This is a genomic window from Polaromonas sp. (assembly GCF_012927455.1).
In the GTDB taxonomy this organism is placed as follows: Bacteria; Pseudomonadota; Gammaproteobacteria; order Burkholderiales; family Burkholderiaceae_C; genus Polaromonas.
Map to the genome: position 1 here is coordinate 577020 of NZ_JABBPE010000015.1, position 16387 is coordinate 593406.

Here is a 16387-nt window from a genome sequence, read left to right on the forward strand (position 1 = left end):
AGGCGGCTAAAACGATGAAACGGGTGTCGCGTGAATGCTATGCTGAGCGCGAGAAAAGAAACCCAGACATGCAAAACGGAACGCTGCTTGCCGCTGTGGATCTAGGATCCAACAGCTTTCGCCTAGAAATTGGCCGCTTTGAACACGGTCGTATCCACCGCACCGAATACCTTAAGGAAACGGTGCGCCAGGGCAGCGGACTCGACGCAGACCGCAACCTGACGGCCGAAGCGATGCAGCGCGGCTGGGACTGCCTGGCCCGCTTTGGCGAGCGGCTGGCCGGCTTCAAACGAGCGCAGATCCGGGCGGTAGCCACCCAAACCTTGCGCGAAGCACGCAACCGGGAAGAATTTTTAAAGCCTGCCTGCAAGATCCTCGGATTTCCCATTGACGTAATCTCGGGCCGGGAAGAAGCCCGGCTGATCTACCAGGGCGTGGCGCGCCTGCTACCGCAGTCAGACCAGCGCCGGCTGGTGGTGGACATAGGCGGTCGCTCAACCGAAATGGTCGTAGGCAAGGGCCTGGAAGCACATGCCATGGAGTCCTATCGGGTCGGTAGCGTGGCTTGGTCGATGAAATATTTCCCTGACGGGCAGTTCAGCGCACGCGCTTTCGAGACAGCCGAAATTGCCGCCAAGGCGGTACTGGACGAGGCGGTTCAAACCTACCGAGCCGGCGCATGGGAGGTGGCCTACGGGTCGTCTGGCACCATTGGCGCCGTCAGCGACGTGCTTACCGCCGCTGGCGCGCCAGTAGGCTTGGTCACGCGAGAAGGCCTGGATTGGCTGCTTGACCGTTTGCTAAAGGCGCAAAGCGCTGACCGCCTGAAAATCGATGGTATGAAGGACGACCGGCGCGCTGTAATTGGCGGCGGCGTCAGTGTGCTGCGCGCCGTTTTTGACTTGCTCGGCATCGAGCGGATGCAGGCAGCGCAAGGCGCCCTGCGCCATGGCGCACTCTACGACTTGCTTGCCCGGGAGCAGGAATGCACCGACCTGCGCTCCACGGCAGTGCAGCGCCTGGCCAGCAAATTCAATACGGACGCCTTGCAGGCGCAGCGCGTTAGTAAGGTCGCGCGGCACCTCTTGCTGATGGCGCGCGCAGGCCTATCAGAAACCGGATCCGGACGCTTTCACCGCAAACTGCAATGGGCTGCGCAGCTCCATGAAATTGGCAGCCAGATTTCACACAGCGACTACCACAAGCATGGCGCCTACATTCTGGACAATGCCGACACACCCGGCTTTGCGCAGCCCGAGCTGCACCGCCTGAGCCAGCTTGTGTTGGGGCACCGCGGCAAGTTGCGCAAGCTCGAAGTTGACTTTGAAGACCGGGGCTTTGTGCAGCAACTGCTCTGCTTGCGCTTGGCGGTCATTTTGTGTCATGCCAGGCGCGACCCGGACCTAAAAGGCCTGCAGCTTGAATCAGGCACCGAGTCCGGTCGAATTTTTGTTCTCAACTGCAGGCTAGGCTGGGGCGAAGCTTTTCCTCAATCAGCCCATTTGCTGCGCGAAGAAGTCGTGGCCTGGCAAAAAACGCCCTGGACGCTGAACGTTTGCGGCCTGTAAAGCAGCGGACTTGACAGCATTTCCAGCGGTGATTTAAACTATATAAACCGTTTAATTGAACCGTTTATATTAGAAAGACATCGTCATGGCAACCGCAAACCCAATAGCCGTAACAACGACAGCACCGGCCGATACGCCCAAAGCGCCGGCAAAAAAAAGAGCGGCTCAAGCAGCGGCAAAATCACCTGCCGTCAAGGGCGTAACAGGCAAGGCTCCTGTCAAAAAAGCTGCCGTAAAAAAGGCCCCGGTCAAGAAGGCTGCACCCAGGAAAGCCGCTCTGACGGCTCCTATCTTTAAAACCATGGTCCCGTCCAAGCCCCAACAGGCCGTCAAGCAGAAGAAACCCAAATTGGTGCGAGACAGTTTTACCATTCCCAAAGCCGAATACGGTGTGCTCGACGCGCTCAAGCAGCGCGCAGACAAACTGAGCCGCCCCGCAAAAAAGAGCGAACTGCTGCGTGCCGGCATCAAAATTTTAGCCACCCTGTCCGACGCCGCATTGCTGACAGCCTTGGCGCAGGTTCCGACCATCAAGACCGGCCGCCCGGCCTCGAAAAATTAATTCTGATCACAGCACCTCGGGTGACTGCACCGTCACCACGACGGTTTGGCTGTGACCATCACGGTCCCGGCTACGTAGCCACCAGAGAGCGCCTTTTTTGACCGGGCAATCATGGGCCTGCAAGCCCAACAACTGCGCAATGGTTTGCCCTAGCGTGGGTTGATGCCCTATCACCAGAATCGGGGATTTGCTCAAGGGCCACTGCACTAATTCGAGCAATTGCGCCGGCGTTGCACCCGGTGCCAGCTCGGGACGGATCTTGTATTTACGCCCCAGCACCATCGCGGTCTGCTCGCAGCGTCGCGCCGGGCTCACCACAATGCGCACACCTTCGGGCAATTGCCGGTCCAGCCAGCCAGACATGCGAAAGGCCTGCTTCTCCCCTCGGGCCGTTAGTGAACGCTCAAGATCACTGGCGCCATGCGCACCCCCTTCCTGCCAGTCTTCTGCCTCTGCATGGCGCCACAAGATCAGGTCCATGGTTTACTTTCCGGTGTTGTGAAGGGGTGAATAGCGGGCCATCAGCGCAGCTTGCGCGCCTAGGCGCTGCATGGGGTCGGCCGGATTGACGAGCGCATAAGTGCCGTCGGGCTGCAAGTCCCAGGCGTCAACGCCGTCATGTAAATAGGCGACCAGGCACTCATCAATGATGCGCTGGCGCAGCACAGGATCAGTCACCGGCCAGGCCAGTTCGACCCGGCGCAACATGTTGCGATTCATCCAGTCGGCGCTGGAGAGGTAGAGGTTTTCTTCCCCGCCGCACCGAAAATAAAACACGCGCGAATGCTCCAGAAAACGCCCAATCACCGAGCGCACCCGGATGTTGTCCGTCACGCCGGCTACCTGGGCCGGCAGCATACAAGCGCCGCGCACGATCAAATCAATCTTGACTCCGCGTTGCCCCGCCCGGACCAGCGCCAGCATCAGGTCTTCGTCGGTCAGTGCATTCATCTTGGCCACAATGCGCGTGTCTTTGCCCTGCAACGCGGCCTCGCCCAGCGCGTCAATTTTTTCGACCAGTTTGCGTTGCAACTGGAACGGCGCCAGCAAAATATAGTTCAGCTTGGGCAAGCGACTTTGGCTGGCGAGATGCACAAACACGTTGTCGATGTCAGCCGTCAGCAAAGGATCAGCCGTCAGATAACTCACGTCGGTATAAAGGCGCGCCGTGTTCCGGTTGTAATTGCCGGTAGACAGGTGGCCGTAGCGCACCAGCTTGCGGCCTTCGCGCCGCGTCACCAGCAGCATTTTGGCGTGTGTCTTCAAGCCCACCACGCCGTAAACCACTTGCGCACCAATCGACTCCAGCATTTCGGCCCAATTGATGTTGGCCTCCTCATCAAAGCGCGCCTTCAGCTCCACCACCACGGTAACTTCCTTGCCGCGGCGCACCGCTTCGCGCAGCAGCGCCATCAGTTCCGAATCAGTACCGGTGCGGTAAATGGTTTGCTTGATCGCCAGCACCTGGGGGTCGTTGACCGCCTCGCGCAAGAAGTCCAGCACTGCGTCAAAGCTCTCAAATGGCTGGTGGGCAGACACGTCACCCTGCTTTAGCCGCTCAAAAAAAGATTGGCCGGGCTGCAACTGGGTCGGGTAGCAGGCGCTGTAACGCGAAAACAGCAACTTGGGATCATTGACCAGGTCCACCAGCTGGGTCAGCCGCACCAGATTGACCGGGCCGTGCACCCGGTACAAGGCGAGCGCCGGCAAGTTGAACTGCTGGAGTAAAAACTCGGAGAGGTAGTCCGAGCAGCCAGCCGACACCTCCAGCCGAACGGCTTGGCCGTAGTGACGTTGCTCCAGACCCTGGCGCAAAGCGGTGCGCAGGTTTTTCACGTCGTCTTCATCCACTGCTAGATCGGAGTGACGGGTGACGCGAAACTGCGAGAACTGCCCGACACTGCGCCCCGCAAACAGCTCGGTCAGATGGGCGCGAATGACGCTGGACAGAGAGACAAACAGCCGCTCCTTGCTGCTGCCCTTGCTTGCGGCCTTGCCGCTGCCCGGCATGCGGATGAAGCGCGGCAGGACGCGCGGTATTTTGACGATGGCAATTTCGTTCTCTCGTCCAAAGGCGTCGCGCCCGCCGAGCCGGACGATAAAGTTCAGTGACTTGTTGGCCACCTGCGGAAACGGGTGAGAGGGATCCAGCCCGACCGGAATCAGCAGCGGCTGCACCTCTCGCTCGAAATAGTCCTTGACCCAGCGCCGCTGCGCAGCGTTGCGCTCGCCGTGCGCGACGATGCGAATACCCTCGCGCGCAAACGCGGGCAGCAGCTCATCGTTGTAAAGGCTGTACTGGCGTGCCACCATGTCGTGCGCGGCAGAGGCTAGCGTCTCGAAAGATTGGGCGGTGTAGGAGCCTTTTTGCTCATTGCTCAGAGCCGCTGTCAGATGCGGCGCCGCGCGGACCTCAAAAAATTCGTCAAGATTAGACGACACAATGCATAAAAATCGCAGCCGCTCCAACAAAGGAACGCTCGGGCGCCGGGCCCAATCAAAAACCCGCTCATTGAAGGCAAGAATGCTGTGATCGCGGTCCAGAAACTGAACGGGTGGCGCGGACAAGGCCAGCGCAGCGGGTGGAGTGGGTATCAACAAAAGAGATTATTGTTATCAAAAGTAAGCCCAGTATTTACTGGTTTGATGACAATTGTGTGACAGTATTTTTGACTGATGTTGCACCAGCATGGAGCGGCTGGCAAGCACCTTCAGCTTCACTGCCGGCCCGGGCCGCTACCAGGTAGGTCTCAAACAGCTGTGCCGACTGCGCCCAGCTGAAGTCCAAGGCTCGCAAACGGGCCTCGCGCCTGGGCACGGCCAGCGCGCCATCACAAGCCTGCCGCAAGTCAGCATGCATGACGCCACCGTGACAGCTGCCGTCGGGTTTTCCAAGCACCTCCAGCGGGCCGTCGACCGGATAGGCCGCCACCGGTGTGCCGCTTGCCATGGCTTCCAGCATGACCAGGCCAAAGGTTTCCGACTTGCTCGGAAACACAAAGACATCGGCCGCCGCATAGGCTTTGGCCAGCTCATCCCTGGCCAGCACACCCATCCAGTGCACTTGGGGATAGCCCTGCTGCAGCGCTCCTTCCAACGGCCCTACCCCGCAAACGACCTTGCTGCCAGGGAGGTCCAGTCGCAAAAAAGCCTCAATGTTCTTCTCGTGAGACACCCGCCCGACAAACATCCACAGCGGGCGCGCCAGCGTTCCGGTGGGTGGGGCAAACGGTGGATACAGGCGCGGCTGCGGCTGATAGGCAAACAGCTGCGTGTCCACGCCATGCGTCCAGCTGCGCAGTTTGCGAAAGCCGCGCTGCTCCAGCATGCGCAGCACACCGTTGGTCGGAACCATCACGCCGGCCGACGGCTTGTGAAAGTGGCGAAACAGCGCGTAGCCCCAGGCCAGCGGAATTTTGAGGTATGCGTTGAGGATTTCGGGAAACTTGGTGTGAAACGCCGTCGTGAAAGCCAGGCGACGTTGCAAGCAATAACGGCGGGCTGCCCAGCCCAGCGGCCCTTCGGTCGCGATGTGGATCGCTTCGGGCTGAAACGCGTCGAGTTTTGCGCGCAGGGCGCGCTTGGGGCGCACCGCCAGATCGATGCCCGCATAGCCCGGGCAAGGGCGGGTTGTGAACTGGCCGGGCTGAATCACTTCCACGCTATGCCCGCCCTGCTCCAGTTCACGCACCAGTTCCACCAGCGTCGTCACCACCCCGTTTACCTGAGGCAGCCAGGCGTCAGTGATAAGAGCGATTTTCATGCGGTCACCGCCAGACCGGCATGACTGCGGCCTTGCGTTTCGTGCGCCGGCGCCCAATAAACCAGCGCCAGTGAACCATCAAAATGCTCGACCAGTGCGCTGCGGCTTTCGACCCAGTCGCCGTCGTTGCAGTAAAGCACGCCGTTGATGTCACGCATTTCGGCGCGGTGGATATGACCGCAGACCACGCCCTGGTGGCCGCGGCGGCGCGCTTCATTGGCGACGGCCACTTCAAAGTCCGTCACGTAGTTGAGCGCGCTCTTGACCCGGTGCTTGAGGTAAGCCGACAGCGACCAGTAGGGCAAGCCCATGCGGGCGCGCAGCCGGTTCAGGTGGCGGTTGAGTTTGAGCGTGAATTCATAGAGGTTGTCGCCCACGTAGGCGAGCCATTTGGCGCACTGCACCACGGCATCAAAGTAGTCGCCGTGGATGACCCACAGCTGGCGGCCATCAAAGGTGGTGTGCACGGCCTCCTCCATTACCTCAATACCGCCGAACTGGTGGCCGATAAATTCACGCGCAAACTCATCGTGGTTGCCGGGGACAAAAATAATGCGGCAACCTTTGCGGGCGCGCCGCAGCAGCTTTTGCACCACGTCGTTGTGGGCTTGCGGCCAGTACCACTTGCGGCGCAGCTGCCAGCCGTCAACAATGTCGCCCACCAGGTACAGGTTGTCGCTGGGGTGAGCCTTCAAAAAGTCCAGCAGCGCCGCGGCCTGGCAGCCGGGTGTGCCCAAATGAATGTCGGAAATGAAAATCGTGCGGTAGCGCTGGCGCTGCGATTCATCATCGTCCGGGTCTTGATCGCCTGAGCCAAACCCCGGACCGAAGCCCGCAGCCAGTGGTCCCATGGCGTCAAATAGGCTTCGCATCACGCCACCGCTGGGTGGCCGGGCAAGACTTTGCCGGAGAAGTGTTTCAAATAGCGCGTCGGCAAATCGGCGATGCGCATCATCATCGGCAAATCCGCCGAGTTGAAGTCCGGGTCCCAGGCCGGCGCACCCAGCACCTTGGCGCCCAGGCGCAGATAGCCCTTGATCAGTGCCGGTGGCTCCACCTCCAGCGAATCATCAAGCTGCTCTACCGGCAAGGCCAGGCGCGGCGTCACGCGGTATTCGATGGCGGCCAGATGCGTCTGCTTGACCTGGCGCCAGATGCTGGCCGCCGCGTGGCCGCAAGAAACGCCTTGGTGCTGCATCGGAATGCTGGCGCAGCCAATCATGGTGTCAAGCTGGTTGCGCGCCATGAACTCGGCCAGCGCACCCCACAAAGCCAGAATCACGCCGCCATGCCGATGATCAGCATGCACACAGCTGCGGCCCAGCTCGACCATGCGCTCGCGCAGGCCGCGCAGCCGCGTCAGGTCGAACTCGGTGTCGCTGTAAGTGCTGCCCACGCGCTTGGCCTGCGTCGGCGTCAACACCCGGTAGGTGCCTATGACTTGCTGGCTGGCGGCGTCGCGCACCAGCAGGTGTTCGCAGTAGTCATCGAACAGGTCCACGTCATGGCCGGGCAGTTTTTTGGACAGTTTGGCCCCCATCTCCAGCGCAAACACCTGGTACCTCAGGCGCTGCGCCTGTCGGACCTCGTCTTGATGGTGGGCCCAGGTGACCTCGATTTTGCCCACGGCAGGCCTTTGAAAAGCGGCTGCTGGAATGATTGCATGACAGCTTTGATGAAGTGACCCCCGTGGCATTGCGACTGGCGACAATGCAAAGGTTGGATTGGGCAGTTCTTTCATGAATAACTCCTTGTTTTTTGGATGTCCGGACACAACACAACCTGCTAACCCACAGGCAACTTCAACACCAACACCAACACCAACACCAACACCAAACGCGCTGTAAAAAAGCCCCGGCGACGGGGCTTTGACTCTTCAAGCAGCGGCGACTTGTTCAGCGCCTTTCTGGCGTCGGCCAGACGCTGCAGCCGACAAACCTTCAAGCCAGGGTTTGGTACCCGCCTTGAAGCGCAAGCCACCTGGGCTGGCGGCCATGGCGTGCGCCGTGCAACGCAAAATTCGCAGGCGTTGCTGGTCGAAATCGTGAAGCGCCAGGCGTGCGGCGTGGGCGACGTGCGCCAGGCTTTTTTCAATACCACCGACCGGGTTCAAATTCATCATCGCGTGCTCCTTGGTGCAAGTCATGCGGTGATTGTGAAAGCCGGGGGTGACGTGGGCGTGTCAGTTCAATGGCAGTTGTGTGACAGCGCCGGCGCGGCACAACAACTCATTTGCTATCAAATCAGGAGCTGCTTGCGCCCGTCAGTCATGGGCTACAGGCCTAAAATGCATGCAGGCCTGAGCACGCAAGGCGCGCCAACCATACGACCGGCAACACGCCGCTGAGTGTCTAAAAAGTGCTGATGTGCGCCTACAAAGCGCGCTGGTTCACCCGCTTGGACAGCGCCTCGGCGCTTTCCTTGCGCTCGCTGTAGCGGTCCACCAGCCAGGGCGACAGGTCGCGCGTCAGCAAGGTGAACTTGACGAGCTCTTCCATCACGTCCACCACCCGGTCGTAATACGCCGACGGGTTCATGCGGCCGGCTTCGTCAAATTCAAGGAAGGCCTTGGCCACCGATGACTGGTTAGGAATGGTCAGCATGCGCATCCAGCGGCCCAGCACGCGCAGCTGGTTGACGGCATTGAAGGACTGCGAGCCGCCCGACACCTGCATCACCGCCAGCGCCTTGCCCTGCGTGGGCCGCACAGCCCCGTCGGCCAGCGGAATCCAGTCGATCTGCGCCTTCATGAGGCCGGTCATGGCGCCGTGGCGTTCGGGCGAGGTCCAGACCATGGCTTCGGCCCAGTGCGCCAGTTGTCGCAGTTCCTGCACTTTGGGATGGGTGTCGGGCGCGTCGTCGGGCAATGGCAGGCCGCGCGGGTCAAAAGTGCGGGTTTCGGCGCCCATGGCCTGCAGCAGGCGGGCCGCCTCCTCGCTCAGCAGTCGGCTGTAAGAGCGTTCGCGCAAAGAGCCGTAAAGCAGCAGAACGCGCGGCGCGTGGCTGCTGGGTGGTGCCATTTGCGGCCGCGCCGTGGCAGGCACTTCAAACGAGGCTGCGTCAATATTCGGCAGATCGGATGAAATGGGATTAACCAGATTAAAAGGATTAGTGTCCAGCAACACGCTCTCCCCGCTCGTTGATGACCGCCTCGCCGTCTTCCTTGCTGAAAGCGCCGCGCTGCGGCAGTGGCAGGATGTCCAACACCGCTTCCGACGGGCGGCACAAACGCGTTCCCAGCGGCGTCACCACAATGGGCCGGTTGATCAATACCGGATGGGTCAGCATGGCATCTAGCAGCGCGTCGTCGCCTAGCGCCGGGTTGTCCAGATTCAGCTCGTCATAGGCTTTTTCCTTGCGCCGCATCACGTCCCGGATGCGCACGGCCATTTGCGCAATCAACTCCAGCAGCTGGTCGCGTGTGGGCGGCGTTTTCAGGTACTCGATCACCTCGGGCTCAGCGCCCGTATTGCGGATCAGCGCCAGCGTGTTGCGCGAGGTGCCGCATGCCGGGTTGTGAAAGATTGTGATGCTGGACATGGTTTGAAGCTCCTTTGAAAGCGCTTCCCGCGGACAAAAAAATTGGGAAAACTTGCAACGATTTAATTATTCAATTATATTTGAATTATGGAAACAATATCCCTGACTGAAGCCATGATCTCACTCGATGAGCGTTCCGCCGTCAAGGCGCTGGCGGCGCTGGCGCAGGCGCAGCGCCTGCGCGCTTTCCGGGCGCTGGTGGTAGCCGGTCTTGACGGGCTGACGCCTGGCGTCATGGCCGAACAATTGGGCATCGCGCCCAGCGCGCTGTCTTTTCACCTCAAGGAGCTGGCGCACTCCGGCCTGGTCAGCAGCGAGCCACGCGGCCGCAACCTGATTTACCGCGCCGACATCGCGCAGATGAACGCGCTGCTGGCCTATCTGACCGAGCATTGCTGCGAAGGCCAGGTCTGCGGCCCGAAGCCGGCCGCTTGCTGAAAATTCATGACGAATAACAACGATTTAGGCCTCTAGCCCAATAGACACGGGCGTAAGCCGCTATTTATTTTATAGCACCATGGCCTCACGACTGTCCAACCAACCCCTTAAGGTAAATGCCATGTCCGACCAAGCCATCAACGTGTTATTTCTATGCACCCACAACTCGGCCCGCAGCATCCTGGCCGAGGCCACGCTCAACCATATAGGCAAGGGGCGCTTCAAAGCGTATTCGGCAGGCAGCAGCCCGCGCGAGAATCAGCAGCCGCACCCGCTGGCCTTGCAGGTGCTGCAAAACGCAGGCATTTCGACAGAGGGCCTGCACAGTAAAACCTGGGATGAGTTTGGCCATCCCGACGCCCCCCACATGGATCTGGTGATCACGGTCTGCGACAACGCGGCGGGCGAAGTCTGCCCCTGCTGGCCCGGCCAGCCTGCCACGGCCCATTGGGCTTATGCCGACCCGTCCAAAGGCGGCGGTGACGACGCGCAAAAGCTGGAGGCTTTCCGGCTGACCCTGCACGCCATGCGCCGCCGCCTGGACCTGCTGGTCAATCTGCCGCCCAGCGGCGTCGGCAAACTGATGCTGCAGACCAGCGCGCGCGATCTGACCCAGTCCTGAGCCAGTCATGAAACGGTCAGTGTCCAAATCATTATTTCAACGTTAGATGGAGCTCAAAATGAAAACCATACAAGTATTTGACCCGGCGCTGTGCTGCAGCACCGGTGTGTGCGGTGTCGAGATCGATCAGGCTTTGCTCAGCTTCTCGGCCGACGCGGATTGGGCCAAACAAAATGGCGCGCAGATCCAGCGCTTCAACCTGGCCCAGCAACCAATGGCGTTTGCTGAACATCCGGCTGTGAAGAGTTTCCTGGAACGCTCCGGCCACGAGGCGCTGCCACTGATTCTTCTGGATGGCGAAGTTGCCTTGGCCGGCCGCTACCCCAGCCGTGCCGAACTGGCCCGCTGGGCGGGCATTGCACAGCCTGGGGCCGAATCGAAACCTGCCAGCAACTGCTGCTCCGGCGGCAATTGCTGCTGAACCAAGGGGCCGCCGTCATGAAATTTCTCGAACAGCCCCCGCGTTTCCTTTTCTTCACCGGCAAGGGCGGCGTGGGCAAAACATCGATCGCCTGTGCCACAGCCATCGCGCTCGCCGAAGCCGGGCAGCGCGTGCTGCTGGTCAGCACCGATCCGGCGTCGAACGTCGGGCAGGTATTCGGTGTCAGCATCGGCAACCGGGTTACCGCCATTCCTGCCGTTGCGCGTTTGTCCGCGCTGGAAATCGACCCGCAGGCAGCGGCACAGGCCTACCGCGACCGCATTGTCGGCCCGGTGCGCGGCGTACTGCCGGAAGCCGTGGTCAAGAGCATCGAAGAACAACTTTCCGGCGCCTGCACCACCGAAATTGCGGTCTTCGATGAGTTCACGTCGTTTCTGACCGATCCGGCCCTCAATGCCGACTACGACCACATCATTTTCGACACCGCGCCGACCGGCCACACCATCCGGCTGCTGCAGCTGCCCGGTGCCTGGAGCGACTTTCTGGAAGAAGGCAAAGGCGACGCGTCCTGCCTCGGCCCATTGGCCGGCCTTGAAAAACATCGCAGTCAGTACAAGGCCGCCGTCGATGCCCTGGCCGACGCCAGGCGCACGCGCCTGGTGCTGGTCGCTCGTGCGCAAGCGGCCACCTTGCGCGAAGCCGCCCGCACGCATGACGAACTCGCTGCCATCGGCCTGTCGCAGCAGTATCTCGTCATCAACGGCATTCTCCCCCGCAGCGAAGCGGCGACCGATGCGCTGGCTGCGGCGATCTGCGAGCGCGAACAAGCCGCTTTGTCGGCTATTCCCGATGTACTCAAGGCCTTGCCGTGCGATCAGGTGGCGCTCAAACCTTTCGATCTGGTGGGGCTTGATGCCCTGCAGCAATTGCTCGCCGATACAGGCCCCGAGTTGGCGGTCCACGAAGAACCGCCCATTGCCCTGGCAGCACCGAGTCTCTCGGCGCTGGTTGATGAGATCGCCTTAGGCGGCCATGGCCTGCTGATGTTGATGGGCAAAGGCGGCGTTGGCGAAACCACCTTGGCCGCAGCCGTCGCAGTGCAACTGGCCCATCGCGGCCTGCCGGTCCACCTCACCACGTCCGATCCGGCTGCTCATCTGGCCGAAACGCTGCCTGGCGCACTCGACCATCTGACGGTCAGCCGGATTGACCCGCAGCTTGAGACCGAGCGCTACCGGCAGCACGTTATGGCGACCAAAGGGGCTAAGCTCGATGCGGCGGGCCGGGCTCTGCTGGAGGAAGATTTGCGTTCGCCCTGCACCGAGGAAATCGCCGTGTTCCAGGCGTTTTCGCGCATCATCCGCGAGGCCGGCAAAAAGTTCGTGGTGATGGACACGGCCCCCACCGGCCATACGCTGTTGCTGTTTGATGCCACCGGTTCCTACCATCGTGAAATAGAGCGCCAGATGGGTTCTACCTCCGTGCACTTCACCACGCCAATGATGCAGTTGCAAGATCCAAAACAGACCAAGGTGCTCTTGGTGACATTGGCGGAAACCACGCCGGTGCTGGAAGCGGCCAACCTGCAGGCCGACTTGCGCCGGGCCGGCATCGAGCCCTGGGCCTGGATCATCAATAACAGCGTGGCAGCCGCGCAGCCAAACGCCCCCTTGCTGCGTCAGCGTGCGCGCAACGAGCTGCGGGAAATCGACGCCGTAGCCACCCGCCACGCCCAGCGCTATGCGCTTGTGCCGCTTCTGAGAGAAGAACCGGTCGGCGTTGAGCGTCTGCTGAAACTCGCCGGCTGCATCACGCAACCGACAACTTGAAAAGGCCAATGCTTTGTCTGCCCAATGTGCAATCATCATGAAAAAAACGTCGGGCGCGCCGATGAGCGTATTTGAGCGCTACCTGACGGTGTGGGTGTTCCTGTGCATCGTCATCGGCATCGCCCTTGGCCAGTTGTTGCCAGGACTCTTTCAGGCAATCGGCCGCCTGGAAATCGCTAATGTCAACCTGCCGGTCGGGCTGCTGATCTGGGTCATGATCATCCCGATGCTGATGAAGGTTGATTTTTCCGCTTTGCATGAAGTGCGCCAGCATGCGCGCGGCATCGGCGTCACGTTGTTCGTGAACTGGCTGGTCAAGCCGTTCTCGATGGCCTTCCTCGGCTGGCTGTTTATCCGTACCCTGTTCGCGCCCCTGTTGCCGGCGGACCAGATCGACAGCTACATCGCAGGCCTGATCCTGCTGGCCGCCGCGCCCTGCACGGCGATGGTTTTTGTCTGGAGCCGGCTCACCAACGGTGATCCGCTATTCACGCTCTCGCAAGTGGCGTTGAACGACAGCATCATGGTCGTCGCCTTTGCCCCGCTGGTAGCGTTTCTGCTGGGCATCTCGGCCATCATCGTGCCGTGGACAACACTCATCACGTCGGTGGTGCTCTACATCGTGATTCCGGTGATACTGGCACAGCTTTGGCGCAAGGCGCTGCTGGCCAAAGGCGAAGCGGCATTTGACGCAGCGATGGCGAAGATCGGCCCTTGGTCGATTACCGCCTTGCTGGCAACCCTCGTGCTGCTGTTTGCCTTTCAGGGCGAAGCGATCTTGAAGCAGCCCTTGGTGATCGCGCTGCTGGCCGTGCCGATCCTGATTCAAGTGTTTTTTAATTCGGCCCTGGCCTACTGGCTGAACCGCGCCGTTGGTGAAAAACACAACATCGCCTGCCCGTCCGCCTTGATCGGCGCATCCAACTTCTTCGAGTTGGCAGTGGCCGCCGCCATCAGCCTGTTCGGTTTCCACTCCGGCGCAGCGCTGGCGACAGTGGTCGGCGTACTGATTGAGGTGCCGGCGATGCTGCTGGTTGTACGGGTGGTCAACGCTTCAAAGGGCTGGTACGAGAAATCACCAGCATGACAAAAACTCGGGCCATGCGCCAGTCCATGTCTTTCCGCCTGTTTTTACAGCTTGAGGTTGTATCTTGAATTGGCCTAAAGCCCGATTTGACACCTGAATTCGACAACGCAGTTGCGTACCGGCTGCTAGCCAAGCCTCAATCCAGCCACTTCTGAAAAAACTGCGCCTGCCCCATCGCCGGATCAAGCTGGTAGGCGGCAAAGCCCACGCGCTGGTAAAGCTTGATCGCGCTGGCGTTGCCGTGCAGCACCTCCAGCGTCAGCTTGCAGGCGCCGCGCTCGCGGGCGATCTGGTCGACCAGTGCCAACATCTTCTCGGCCACGCGCTGGCCGCGATGGCTGGGGAGCACGGCCACATCATGCACATTGATCAGCGGTCGGCATGAAAAAGTCGAAAAGCCTTCAATGCAGTTGATCAGGCCCACCGGCTGCACGTCGTCAAACGCCAGCACGCTGAAGGCTTGCGGACGCGCGGCCAGTTCCTTGATCAGGTTTTTTTTGGTGAAGGCGCTGAGGGCGTCGGCGCCACCGGCCGGGTCGCGTGCGTAGGCATCGAGCAGCAAAATCAGCGCGCTGGCATGCACCGGGTTGTGGTAGTCGGCCCGGCAGACGCGCAGGTAGGAATGGGTGGATTTGGTCACGCGATGTTTCCCCGTCAAGGATGATGGCGTGATTCTAAAGACTGCTCAAAACCGATAGTTCAAAGCCGATAAAGGCGCTTGGCGTTCCCGCCCATGATGGCGGCCTGCTCTGGCGCGCTCAGGTGGGCCAGCAACTGCTGCGTTTCGCCATACCATTGCGCGTAGCTGCTTGAGAATTCCAGCACCGGCCAGTCACTGCCCCACAGCAGCCGCTCGGGGCCGAAGCAGGCCAGCACATGATCGGCCCAGCGCCGCACGGCGCCAGCGGCGGGGTGGCGGCCAGCCTCGGTCAGCAAACCTGAGAGTTTGCATAGGGCAGAAGTTTCAGCGGCCAGCTGCGCGATGCCGTCGGCCCAGGGCTGCCACTGGCCCGCTGCAATGTCGGGCTTGGCCGCGTGGTCGATGACCAGGCGCAATTCGGGGTAACGGCGGGCCAGCGTCACGATGTGCGGCAGGTGCACGGCATTCACCAGTGCGTCGAACACCAGGCCGCAATCGGACATGGCCTGCAGTGCCGGTGCCAACGCGGGCTGCAGGATCCAGCGCGCATCGCCCAGGTCCTGCAGCATGGGGCGCAGACCTTTAAGCCTGGCGTGCTGCGCCAGCGCTTCAATGCGCGCGGGCGCATAGACGGCCAGCCAATCGACCCAGCCGACGACGCCGAGGACGGCCGGATGCGCGTCGGCCTGCGCCAGTAGGAAGTGCGTTTCAGCCTCGCTCGGTGCGGCCTGCACCAGCACGCCGCCGCTCACGCCCTGCGGCGCCGACTGGGCCTGCCAGTCGCCGACCGTCACGTCGCGGTAAATCGGTGCCAGCGCGGGTGTCAGCCAGCCGTAGTCGCCGCGCGCCAGCTCCCAGCAATGAAAGTGCGCGTCTATGGCATCTATGTTCATGGCGTGGGCGATTCAGGAGGAATCAGCCCCTGCGCACGCAGCGCCGCCCAGAATTCGGGCGCTATCGGGTGCTGCAGCATGGCCTGCGCGTCGGCCCATTCGGCCGCACTGCGCGCGCCCAGCATCACAATCTCCACGGCCGGATGCGCCAGCGGAAACTGCAGCGCCGCCGCCCGCATCGGTAGGCCATAAACCTGGCACAGCGCTTCGATCTGCGCGGTGCGTTCGACCCAATCACGCGCAGCCGGTGCATAGTTGAAGGTCGCCACACCGCCCCGCGTACCTGTGGCCAAAATGCCCGAATTAAACACCCCACCCAGCGCAACTCGCACGACACGCGCCCGGCATTGCGGCAGCAGTTCGGGCAGCGCGCTGTGGTCAAGCAGGCTGTAGCGCCCGGCCAGCATCAGCACGTCCAAGTCGGCCTGGCGCAGCACCTGCAACACCACTGCCACATCGTTGGTGCCCAGCCCGATGGCTCTGACCAGGCCTTCGCGTTTGAGCTGCTGCAGCGCCGGCAAGGTTTCAGCCAGCACCTGGCGCAACACCTCGGGCGCGCGCGCGCCATGTGTCGCCACGTCGGGGTCGTGCACATAGGCTACATCCAGCCGCGACAGGCCAAGCCGTTGCAGGCTGTCTTCGACGCTGCGGCGCGTGCCGGCGGCGCTGAAATCCCAGGCTTGCCGGAATGGCAATATCTCGACATAGCCGTTCTGAGCGCGCGGCGCGCCGGCATCGGGCGTCAGCAAGCGCCCCACCTTGCTCGACAGCATGAAGTCATTCCTCGAATGCTTGCGCAGGGCCTGGCCCATCCGATGCTCGGACAGGCCATGGCCGTAATGCGGCGCGGTGTCAAAGCTGCGGCAGCCGCTGGCCCAGGCCGCATCCAGCAGTGCGCTGGTATCTTCATCGCTGACGGCAGCGAACAGGTTGCCCAGCGGCGCACCACCCAAGCCAAGTCGCAGGCCGCTGTCGGCACAGGGAGGAAAGAAAGATGTCATTTCAGGGTAAATCCCGATAAAAGTTTACCTATCCTATAACTAACATGTCAGTCGTGAACACC

Annotated in this window: 18 protein-coding genes; 7 read left to right on the forward strand and 11 right to left on the reverse strand. The window is 61.4% G+C overall.

Features of this window, described 5'->3' with window-relative positions; translation table 11 throughout:
* Positions 1-68: 68 nt before the first annotated feature.
* Positions 69-1568 carry an exopolyphosphatase gene (gene ppx, locus HHJ18_RS14795; protein ID WP_296916498.1) on the forward strand — a complete coding sequence of 500 codons (1500 nt, stop codon included), beginning with the start codon at positions 69-71 and terminating at the stop codon, positions 1566-1568.
* An 85-nt stretch (positions 1569-1653) separates the two neighbouring features.
* Positions 1654-2130 (forward strand): hypothetical protein, encoded by a 477-nt coding sequence (locus tag HHJ18_RS14800; RefSeq protein ID WP_296916501.1) that lies wholly within the window; start codon positions 1654-1656, stop codon positions 2128-2130.
* Between the two features lie 6 nt (positions 2131-2136).
* Here the strand turns inward: HHJ18_RS14800 and HHJ18_RS14805 are convergent, their stop codons facing one another.
* From HHJ18_RS14805 to arsC, 8 genes are all read right to left on the reverse strand, one after another.
* Entirely contained in the window at positions 2137-2610 is a 474-nt protein-coding gene (locus HHJ18_RS14805) for a histidine phosphatase family protein (protein ID WP_296916503.1), read from the reverse strand.
* A gap of 3 nt (positions 2611-2613) precedes the next feature.
* Positions 2614-4725 (reverse strand): polyphosphate kinase 1, encoded by a 2112-nt coding sequence (gene ppk1 / locus HHJ18_RS14810; RefSeq protein ID WP_296916644.1) that lies wholly within the window; start codon positions 4723-4725, stop codon positions 2614-2616.
* 40 nt (positions 4726-4765) lie between these two features.
* Positions 4766-5893 carry a glycosyltransferase family 1 protein gene (locus tag HHJ18_RS14815; RefSeq protein ID WP_296916504.1) on the reverse strand — a complete coding sequence of 376 codons (1128 nt, stop codon included), beginning with the start codon at positions 5891-5893 and terminating at the stop codon, positions 4766-4768.
* Entirely contained in the window at positions 5890-6765 is an 876-nt protein-coding gene (locus tag HHJ18_RS14820; protein ID WP_296916505.1) for a UDP-2,3-diacylglucosamine diphosphatase, read from the reverse strand. Before HHJ18_RS14820 ends, HHJ18_RS14815 begins: the two co-directional genes overlap by 4 nt.
* Positions 6765-7634: a GNAT family N-acyltransferase gene (locus HHJ18_RS14825; protein ID WP_296916507.1), complete on the reverse strand. Its 870-nt coding sequence runs from the start codon at positions 7632-7634 to the stop codon at positions 6765-6767. Before HHJ18_RS14825 ends, HHJ18_RS14820 begins: the two co-directional genes overlap by 1 nt.
* Positions 7635-7769: 135 nt before the next feature.
* A complete protein-coding gene (locus tag HHJ18_RS14830; RefSeq protein WP_296916509.1) occupies positions 7770-8039 on the reverse strand; it encodes a hypothetical protein in 270 nt (89 codons plus the stop codon).
* Between the two features lie 226 nt (positions 8040-8265).
* Complete coding sequence (gene arsH, locus HHJ18_RS14835; protein ID WP_296916646.1) at positions 8266-8913, reverse strand: arsenical resistance protein ArsH; 648 nt, start codon at positions 8911-8913, stop codon at positions 8266-8268.
* 88 nt (positions 8914-9001) lie between these two features.
* Positions 9002-9433, reverse strand: coding sequence for an arsenate reductase (glutaredoxin) (gene arsC / locus HHJ18_RS14840; RefSeq protein WP_296916512.1), 432 nt, complete (start codon positions 9431-9433; stop codon positions 9002-9004).
* 87 nt (positions 9434-9520) lie between these two features.
* Between arsC and HHJ18_RS14845 the strand changes: the two genes are divergently transcribed.
* The 5 genes from HHJ18_RS14845 to arsB all read left to right on the forward strand — a co-directional run bounded on the left by HHJ18_RS14845 (position 9521) and on the right by arsB (position 13791).
* The gene (locus HHJ18_RS14845; protein WP_296916514.1) at positions 9521-9871 is read left to right on the forward strand and encodes a metalloregulator ArsR/SmtB family transcription factor; all 351 of its coding nucleotides are present in this window, start codon (positions 9521-9523) and stop codon (positions 9869-9871) included.
* Positions 9872-9992: 121 nt separating this feature from the next.
* Positions 9993-10493, forward strand: a complete 501-nt coding sequence (locus HHJ18_RS14850; protein ID WP_296916516.1) for an arsenate reductase ArsC — start codon at positions 9993-9995, stop codon at positions 10491-10493.
* Positions 10494-10551: 58 nt separating this feature from the next.
* The gene (arsD, locus tag HHJ18_RS14855) at positions 10552-10914 is read left to right on the forward strand and encodes an arsenite efflux transporter metallochaperone ArsD (protein ID WP_296916518.1); all 363 of its coding nucleotides are present in this window, start codon (positions 10552-10554) and stop codon (positions 10912-10914) included.
* A 17-nt stretch (positions 10915-10931) separates the two neighbouring features.
* The gene (gene arsA / locus HHJ18_RS14860; RefSeq protein ID WP_296916520.1) at positions 10932-12704 is read left to right on the forward strand and encodes an arsenical pump-driving ATPase; all 1773 of its coding nucleotides are present in this window, start codon (positions 10932-10934) and stop codon (positions 12702-12704) included.
* Between the two features lie 37 nt (positions 12705-12741).
* On the forward strand, positions 12742-13791 hold the full coding sequence (gene arsB, locus HHJ18_RS14865; protein ID WP_296916522.1) for an ACR3 family arsenite efflux transporter: 1050 nt from the start codon (positions 12742-12744) through the stop codon (positions 13789-13791).
* A gap of 136 nt (positions 13792-13927) precedes the next feature.
* Here the strand turns inward: arsB and HHJ18_RS14870 are convergent, their stop codons facing one another.
* Genes HHJ18_RS14870 through HHJ18_RS14880 form a run of 3 tightly spaced genes read right to left on the reverse strand, consistent with a single transcriptional unit; the run spans position 13928 to position 16325 of the window.
* A complete protein-coding gene (locus HHJ18_RS14870) occupies positions 13928-14431 on the reverse strand; it encodes a GNAT family N-acetyltransferase (protein ID WP_296916524.1) in 504 nt (167 codons plus the stop codon).
* Between the two features lie 59 nt (positions 14432-14490).
* The gene (locus HHJ18_RS14875; protein WP_296916526.1) at positions 14491-15324 is read right to left on the reverse strand and encodes an amidohydrolase family protein; all 834 of its coding nucleotides are present in this window, start codon (positions 15322-15324) and stop codon (positions 14491-14493) included.
* Positions 15321-16325, reverse strand: a complete 1005-nt coding sequence (locus tag HHJ18_RS14880; protein WP_296916528.1) for an aldo/keto reductase — start codon at positions 16323-16325, stop codon at positions 15321-15323. The genes HHJ18_RS14875 and HHJ18_RS14880 overlap by 4 nt, the downstream gene beginning before the upstream one ends.
* Positions 16326-16387: the final 62 nt, after the last annotated feature.